The organism is Photobacterium sp. SP02, assembly GCF_038519165.1.
GTDB classification, from domain to species: Bacteria; Pseudomonadota; Gammaproteobacteria; order Enterobacterales; family Vibrionaceae; genus Photobacterium; species Photobacterium halotolerans.
Window position 1 is genome coordinate 1 of record NZ_JASJOJ010000107.1, and the last position, 7,206, is coordinate 7,206.

6 protein-coding genes are annotated in these 7,206 nt (G+C 51.1%); all 6 read left to right on the top strand.

Going from position 1 to position 7,206, the window contains the following annotated elements:
• Positions 1 to 404 (top strand): organic hydroperoxide resistance protein (locus P0Y67_RS21980; RefSeq protein WP_342393595.1); only part of this gene is annotated, 404 nt, incomplete at its 5' end.
• 181 nt (positions 405 to 585) lie between these two features.
• Complete coding sequence (locus P0Y67_RS21985) at positions 586 to 1,779, top strand: tetratricopeptide repeat protein (RefSeq protein ID WP_342393596.1); 1,194 nt, start codon at positions 586 to 588, stop codon at positions 1,777 to 1,779.
• Between the two features lie 141 nt (positions 1,780 to 1,920).
• The gene (locus P0Y67_RS21990; protein WP_446728869.1) at positions 1,921 to 2,586 is read left to right on the top strand and encodes a CatB-related O-acetyltransferase; all 666 of its coding nucleotides are present in this window, start codon (positions 1,921 to 1,923) and stop codon (positions 2,584 to 2,586) included.
• A gap of 272 nt (positions 2,587 to 2,858) precedes the next feature.
• Entirely contained in the window at positions 2,859 to 4,052 is a 1,194-nt protein-coding gene (locus P0Y67_RS21995) for an acetate/propionate family kinase (protein ID WP_342393598.1), read from the top strand.
• Between the two features lie 398 nt (positions 4,053 to 4,450).
• Positions 4,451 to 6,094, top strand: coding sequence for a ShlB/FhaC/HecB family hemolysin secretion/activation protein (locus tag P0Y67_RS22000; protein WP_342393599.1), 1,644 nt, complete (start codon positions 4,451 to 4,453; stop codon positions 6,092 to 6,094).
• Positions 6,095 to 6,110: 16 nt separating this feature from the next.
• Positions 6,111 to 7,206, top strand: a 1,096-nt coding sequence (locus P0Y67_RS22005) for a filamentous hemagglutinin N-terminal domain-containing protein (RefSeq protein ID WP_342393600.1), incomplete at its 3' end; no start/stop codon positions are given.

Below are 7,206 nucleotides of genomic sequence, written 5' to 3' on the forward strand. Positions count from 1 at the left end.
CCGCAAAAGCAAGCGCCGGTCGCAATGGTCAGGTGAAGAGTGATGATGGTTTGCTGGATGTTTCTCTGAGCTATCCCAAAGCATTGGGCGGCAGCGGCGAAGCCACGAATCCAGAGCAGCTGTTTGCCGCGGGTTATTCGGCTTGTTTCTCAAATGCAGTGCTGCATATTGCGGGCCTTCAGAAACTGGGTTTGCGTGAAGCCCCGACAGAAGCCAAGGTTCGGTTACTGGCTAAAGAAAGTGGCGCTTTTGCACTAGCGGTGGATTTGTCCGTTGAACTGGCAATGGATGATCAAGCAGCCATTGAACTGGTGAAGTCAGCCCATCAGGTGTGCCCTTACTCCAATGCCGTACGCGGCAATGTGGAAGTCAGCCTGAGTGTGAACGGCATTTCGCTGGATTAAGCGTCACAGACATTGGCTATTTTTCTGTCCCGGCTTTCGCAGAATCTCTGCTCAAACCGGGATTTTTGTACTGTTTTCGGTGCCCTGATCTGACCAGCTTCAAAATCAGAGAAAATATAACTTTAGATTTATCCCAAAATGCCGTTATTACAAAGAATACAGATTTGTTTTAAGAGGGGTTATGTCACAACTCGGTTTAGGCGTTTGCCTGGGCATTGTATTGCTGATTGTGGCGGTTTCCCGGTATTTTGCACTGATGAAAGACGTTCGTGAGGCCGCCAGAGAGCAGGCACTCAAGGATGAAAAATACCGACAGGTATTAGAACAGGCAAAGGCTGTTGAACACGAAGAAAAAGTCAAAAAGGCGCAGTCAGGTCATATTCCCAGCATTTTATCGTTAGCGAAGGAAAATGAAGTTGGCAATCTCCGTGTGGCATTAGGCTGGTACCAGAAAGCTGCTGAACTAGGGAATGAAATCGGACAGAATGCGTTGGCACGGTTAAGTCGCCAGGATGTCGATGATCCTCACGGCGAAGCCAAGTCGCGTTATTGGGAGTGCCTGGTCAAAGCCAACAACAATGAACCAGAGGCCTTGTTTGAACTCGGTCGTTTTGAGATCCGAGGCTATGGTACTGCGATTAATACCACTTCGGGTGTCGGCCATCTGATCAAAGCGGCTGAAATGGAATATGTGCCGGCACAGCTGTTTCTGGGTGACTGGTACGTGGTGGAGTCGAATCCGACCCCATCGCCGCGTCGTGCCTTTTTCTGGCGTTTAAAGTCGGCCGTGAATAACGATGCCATGGGTTGTATTAAAGTCGCCTATTGTTTCCAGACCGGGGTGGGGGCGACGCGAGATCGCCGGCGAGCCATCTACTGGCTGGAAAAAGCGGCCGAGCTCGGCAATCTGGAAGCACAGTATCTGGCCGGGAAAATGCATCTGAACAATGACCAGCCTGTGACCAATGTCACCGATGCCGCCGTTGCGTATATCTGGTTTTCTGTGGCGTTTGCTTCGGGATATCTGGATGCCAAAAAAGAGCGGGATACGGCGGTTCAGCATGTCGGCATTGAGTCGATTTTGAATGTTCAGAAAGTGGCCAAGCAGATTTATAAGTATTTGCACAACCCGCCAGTACCTGTGCATTCCACCATGGATTTGCTCGACAAAATGTACGACAGGTCCAAATACCGTCCGACTGATGCTGAGCTTGATGCCGCTTTAGGCCGCATCAATGAAGACATTGATGTGGATTCAGTGGTGCAAACGAATCCTGGTCTTTCTGCGGCCGGGCAGGGTAACGGTTCACAAAATACGGCAAAAAAAGACTGGAGCGGGGAAATGGTCGCTGCTGAGTCTGTGTCATCCGCATAAGCGAAAACTCTGCCATTTTCAGCCGTTGCTGTGTTGTTGTCTTAGTCGGGTGACAGCATAGCGCGGCTGCTTCCAGACAGTTACATTATACTGACATAAAAAGTCGCAGTTTTTTTGCGCATGTTTGAGTATGAGGTAATGATGGCGACTATCTTTCCTTCCTGGCTTGGCGGTTACGAGCTGAATAAAAAAGTGACTAACCCGAACATTATTGTCGGGGACTTCACTTACTATTCCGGCTATTACCACGACAAGCACTTTGAAGATCATTGTGTACGTTACCTGATGGGTGATCACTCTACAAAAGCGGTGTGGGAATCCGGTATTTTTGGTGAGGTCGATAAACTCATCATAGGTAAATTCTGCTCGATCGCTTCGGGTGCCATTTTCATGCTGGCAGGTAATCAGGGACACAGACACGATTGGATATCGTCTTACCCGTTTGAGGTGAGTGAATTTGGTGACAAAGTCAAAGCCGGTTTTGCCAGAACGGGTGATACGGTTATCGGCAATGATGTCTGGATCGGCAGCGAGTGCGTCATTATGCCCGGTGTACACATAGGTGATGGCTCAGTGATCGGCGCGCGGGCAGTGGTCACCAAAGATGTCCCGCCTTACAGTGTTGTGGTCGGCAATCCTGGCAGAGTCGTTAAGTCACGGTTTAACGACAGCGAAGTGGCCAAGCTGTTGGAAATCAAGTGGTGGGACTGGCCATTATCCATGCTGAAAGCCAATATGGATGTGATGTGCAGCAATGACGTTGAGGCTTTGTACCAAAGGTATCTGTCTTCGTCTGAGGCAAGCTAAGCGCTTTGCCAGAGACGGATCAGCGGATGTACACATCTTCTCTTTGTTGAACTATCACTCAGTTTTTTGATTCCTTGCAAAAAAATTTTGTGTTTTTACATTAAATTTGAATATTGTATTGAATCATTCAAAAAAAATTGAGTATTATGGTGCAGCACAAGATGCTATGAATCTGTTGCTCCACATCAATTTCTTAGCATCTGTGCCGACAACATCTGTTGTCAGGGGGCACTGAGTGCCAAATCAGCCGACAATCTTCTGGTGGAATCCCCATGCGCCATTCACTTGTACTCGTTATTAATTCCGGAAGCTCTTCGCTTAAATTTGCTTTGATCGATGCCGTCAGCGGTGATGCAAGATTGACAGGGCTGGGGGAGTGTTTTGGTCTCAGCGATGCCTCTGTCAGCTGGAAATATGACGGCGAGAAATCCAGCTTTGCGCTGGAAGCGACAGGCAATCACCATCAGCAGGCGATTGATCGTCTGGTGCTATTGCTCGATGAACTGGGCCTGAAGCAGGACATCATTGCCATCGGCCACCGTGTGGTTCATGGCGGCGAGCGTTTCAGTGAAACCGTGAAAATCGATGAACATGTGCTGACAGAGATTGAAGCGCTGAGCGAGTTGGCACCCCTGCATAATCCTGCTCACGTTATCGGCATCCGCGCGGCCATCAGTGCTTTCCCCTACCTGCCGCAATACGCCGTGTTCGACACCGCGTTTCACCAAACGATGCCTGCCAAAGCGTATCGCTATGCGTTGCCAGAGAAGCTCTATCAGGACTACGGCATCCGTCGTTACGGTTTTCACGGCACCAGCCATTACTTTGTCAGCCAGGAAGCGGCTAAACAGCTGGCCAAACCGGCAGAAAAAACCAATGTGATCACCGTGCATTTAGGCAACGGCGCGTCAATTTGTGCCGTGCGTAATGGCCAGAGTGTTGATACCAGTATGGGTTTTACCCCAACCGCCGGTTTGATGATGGGCACCCGTTGCGGCGATTTAGACCCGGGCATCGTAGATTTCCTGATCAACAAAGGCTGGAGTCAGGCTGAGGTGCAGCAAACCCTGAACAAAGAAGCGGGCTTCCTGGGCGTTTCCGGTTTAACCAGCGACTGCCGCGGCATTGTTGAAGCGATGGAAGCTGGCCATGCCGGTGCGAAACTGGCGTTTGAAATCTTTACTTACCGGGTGGCGAAATACATTGCTTCTTACATGGTGGCGCTGGACGAACTGGATGCCATTGTATTTACCGGCGGCATTGGCGAAAATTCCCTGCCGGTGCGCAGTGAAGTTCTTAAGTACCTGAAAATTTTCGGCTACCGCGAAGATGCCACGGGTAATGCGAACGCCCGCTTCGGCGAAAAAGGCGTGATCACGAAACCCAATACCCCGATGGCCATGGTCATTCCGACCAATGAAGAGTGGGTGATCGCCAGAGAATCCATGGCGCTGCTGCATGCCTGATTGAACATCCTTTTCTTTTTTGAAAAACGGCCCTGAGTTTCGCTCAGGGCCGTTTTTTTATGCCGTTCATTTGTCATTGCCTGCTTGTTGTTCAGATCTTTTATGCCTTGGTCATTCGGTGTCAATTTAATGTCGTTGAATAAATTGTCGCCATGATTGAAAGCGATTTCCTGACGTGAGTGATGCACATTTTTTAAATAATTATGTGTTCTTGATTCTCAGCGTGTGTATTGGCATGGCTTGCCATTGTTTGCCGGTTTTTTTATGGGCAGAAAAGGATGCTGAAAGCGCTGAAAATACACGGAAGTAAAGGTGACTGATGACTTTTATTTTGCATCAGCATCAGCGGCTTATTAAAGGCTGGAACGCATATTTATATCACTTTTCATGTGGGTGCTATGCTGATTCGTTTTGCTTCGGTTTGTCTCTTTTTCACCGTTTTTTCTTCCTATGCCGCTCTGCTTTCTCCTGCGGTAAAAAGTGATATCGAAACAGAGCAGGCAAAACGTCTGCAATCGCTTGAAGCGTCCCAACAGGCGATCGAGCAGTTACAGGCTTTGCCACCGCCAGCACCAGTCCTGCCAGCGCAGGATGCACAATGTTTTGTGATTCAAAAGCTGACGCTGCGGGGCAATCAGCACATCGCCACAGACATTTTATTGGCGGCGATCGATTTCAGAGCCGGAGACTGCATCGGCATTGAAGCCATCAACAATATGCTGAAAATCATCACCAACACCTATATCGACAAGGCTTATGTGACATCCAGAGCTGTGCTGTTACCGCAGAATTTGTCGGGTGGTGAGTTAGTTGTCGACGTGCTGGAAGGCAAGCTGGAAAGCCTGCAGGAAAACGGCATGGCGTCATCCGGTTTGCAGCACCTTTTCCCTGGAGAAAGTGGCCGGATTTTAAATTTGCGGGATGTCGAGCAGACGCTGGATCAAATGAACCGTTTGTCCCGCTATAACGCGACGGTGCAAATGTTGCCCGGCACCCGGCCCGGTTTCAGTCTGGTCGATATTCAGGCCAGAGCGGGCGCATGGTGGCGGGGCGAGCTGGGTTACAGCAATTCAGGGCAGGACAGCACAGGCAAGGAGCAACTCTCTGTCACGCTGGTGGCTGAAGACATTTTAGGGCTTTACGAGAGCTGGAGCTTGTCTGGTTCGAAAAGTGCTGAATTTGTCGATAGTCGGGACAGCCAGAGCCTGCAGCTGGGATGCGGAATGCCACTGGGTTACTGGACCCTGAACTACCAGTACGCCTACAGCGATTATTTGACCACAGTAAACAGCCAGAATTTCTCGTTCGCATCCAGCGGTAAAACCCAAAGGCACGCACTGGATACCCAATGGTTATTTCATCGGGACAGTATCAGTAAGTCTTCACTTAGGGTGGTGCTTGGCTATGACCACGAGAAAAACTTTATCGACAAGACCTTACTGAACGGCAGCAGCAATGAACGCGCGTCGGTGACGCTTTCCGCCGAACACAGCACGCGGCTGGCTGGCGGGTTTCTGACGATGTCGCCCTTATATGAGCGCGGACTGGCTATTCCCGGTTATCGCGCAGTGCCCGGCAGCCCGGAAACGGAATTCAACAAGGGCACAGTCACGGTGAATTATACCTATCCCTTGTCGCCGGATTGGTCGTTCTCGACCACGCTGTTTACCCAAATTGCCGCCAAGTCGTTACCCGGCAGTGAGCGGCTTAGCATAGGTGGCGAGTATTCGGTGCGTGGTTTTCAGGGGCAATCGCTGTCGGGCGATGCCGGCTACTACTGGCGCAACGACCTGAACTACCACCTGGGGCAATGGCCTTATCTGGGGCAACTGGATCTGACTGTTGCACTCGATACCGGGGCGATACATCCCGACAACACAGACCCCTTTGAACGGGGTCACTTAACAGGCGGAGCGGTGGGGCTGCGTGCGCAGTCGGGCTTTTACCAGAGCACTGTTTTGGCGGGCTGGCCCATCGAACATCCTTCCTGGATGTCGGCGGATGATTACAGCCTGAATTACCGTTTTTCACTGAGATTCTGAATTTTCCGAGGCCGGCATGCGTCATCATAATCACAAATTCACGCAAGTACTGACTTACGTCATGTGCTGGATGCTGGCGACTCAGCCTGTCTGGGCAACAATTCAGGTCGATAGCAGCGGTAAGCATCACACCACGCTCTCTGCCGCGGCGAACGGCGTGCCAGTGGTGAATATTGCCGCCCCCAATGCCAGTGGTTTATCGCATAACCAGTTCCAGCAATATAACGTCGGCAAAGAAGGGCTGATCCTCAACAACTCAACCGAAAAACTGGCGCAATCTCAGCTGGGCGGCTATTTGCAGGGGAACGCTCAGCTGAACGGGCAGGCCGCCTCTGTCATTCTCAATGAAGTTACCGGGGCCAACCGCAGCCAGTTGAATGGCTATACCGAAGTGTTTGGCCAGCAAGCGAACGTTATCGTCGCCAATCCTTATGGCATTACCTGTAACGGCTGTGGTTTTCTCAATACCCCGCGAGTCACCTTAACCACAGGTGTCCCTCAGTTTCAGAGCGGCTTACTGAGCGGCTTTGACATTCGCCAGGGCGATGTCACTGTCACCGGGCAAGGGCTGGATGGCACCGCTCAGGACTATTTCGATATTCTGGCCCGCACGGCAAAAATCAATGCGGACATTCATGCCAACAACCTGTCTGTCGTTACCGGCCTAAACCAAATTGATTATCTGACCAATGAAGTCACAGCCACGCATGATGTGAAAGATAAACCTGTACTGGCAATCGATTCCTCGGCGCTGGGCGGCATGTATGCCGGTCGTATCACTCTGGTGGCGACCGAGCAGGGGATCGGCGTGAATACCGGTAAGCTGTTCAGTTCGGTGGGCGATATTCAGCTCTCGGCAGATGGCCAGATTAGCTTAGGGGATGTCAGCAGTAAGCAGTCACTCACTGTGCAGTCGAACCAGTCGGTGACGACCACAGGCACGCAGCAGGCCGGACAGAACATCGAGTATGTCGCGACCGGTGATCTGCTTCTGAACAGTGAAAACTCAGCCGCTCAGTTTCAGGCGACGGCTGGTGATCAGATTCACCAGAACCGTTTGGTGACTGCCACACAAAGCGCGTCGTTCTCGGCGACTGCCGTGAACTTTCAGG